The organism is Vibrio sp. 1078-1 (assembly GCF_033340475.1).
Map to the genome: position 1 here is coordinate 1 of NZ_JAWOWM010000079.1, position 1,109 is coordinate 1,109.

Annotated in this window: 1 protein-coding gene and 1 pseudogene; one reads left to right on the forward strand and one right to left on the reverse strand. The window is 46.0% G+C overall.

Annotation, left to right across the window (positions count from 1 at the left end):
- Nucleotides 1–177, forward strand: a pseudogene (locus R7190_RS25715) (ATP-dependent helicase); the annotation flags it as partial.
- Between the two features lie 89 nt (nt 178–266).
- Here the strand turns inward: R7190_RS25715 and R7190_RS25720 are convergent.
- Nucleotides 267–1,109 (reverse strand): DUF6701 domain-containing protein (locus R7190_RS25720; protein ID WP_318137660.1); only part of this gene is annotated, 843 nt, incomplete at its 5' end.

Sequence of the window (1,109 nt, forward strand, 5' to 3'; positions counted from 1 at the left end):
GCGGGTTATGAGCCAAAACAGCGTGAATCTTACATCGAGAAATTGAACTCGAAACCGGCGTTTAAGAACCGTCAAGGTCGTCGTAATAACCCTAACCAGTCTGCGACAGACCAAGGCTCAGCAGAGCGTCGTCTTGCAATGGTGAAGCGTTTGAAAGCGCGTCGTGGCACGAACTAAACACTGTTAGATAATTATATTCGTTTGTAATGAAAGAGCCCCTCAATGAGGGGCTCTTTTTATTTGCCGTCTAGTGTTGGTTTAAGATGCTAATTTAAGCCAAGCATATTCGGCTCACCACGATAGATAATGCGATCGTTTCCACGGTGAATACCAAACGTGACTATTGTTGGCGGGTTTTCTTCTTCGGGAGTCGAAGTTTCCCAGTCGTATTTGAGCCAAGGAAGTTGGTTGCCTGAGTGATCTAGATTTAGGCTGAACTGAATTTGTTCTCTTGCCGCGTCAATTTGGCTTGCAATGATGTCGTTGGTTCTGCCAACACTCATCTTAGCAACACCAGATAACTGGGCGTTATTTACCGGTGCGTTCGACCAAATAGGCGTGCTGGTGTAGTACGCACCATTTGCGGTTGTCGAGTTGTCATCGAAGTTTGTAACAAATCTACCGTTTTGCCACACCTCTACGTCCAATGGCACTTTGATCTTCATGCCCTGATTTCCGCCAACATCCTTAAAGTTCAAGCGACCAAAACGAATGTCTGGCTGTTTCGTCAGAATTTCACCGCCATCGAAGAAGTTCACCTCATCAACCACGTGAGTAGTCACCAAGCCAATTTTACTGCTCTTGCTGTTTGCACCGCGGTTGAACGGGCCATCAGGGTAATGGTCTTTAGTTTTATCTTTCTCCCAACACGGGCTGTTGTGACACGTTGCATTTGTAGATGCTTTTTCAATGACAAACTGACCGATACTGGCATCGCCGATGCGTTTCCATTCTGCCTTTTGTGGTGCTGGTGGCACAAAACGATCTTGGTATCCGCCAAGCTCTCCTAAGTAAAAATGCTGTTGTAAACTTGGCGCAAAATGGGCGTAGTTTTTTACGTCCTCTTTGTTTGCGTTTAGCGCAACCACATCGTAGGTAACTTTCTCAAA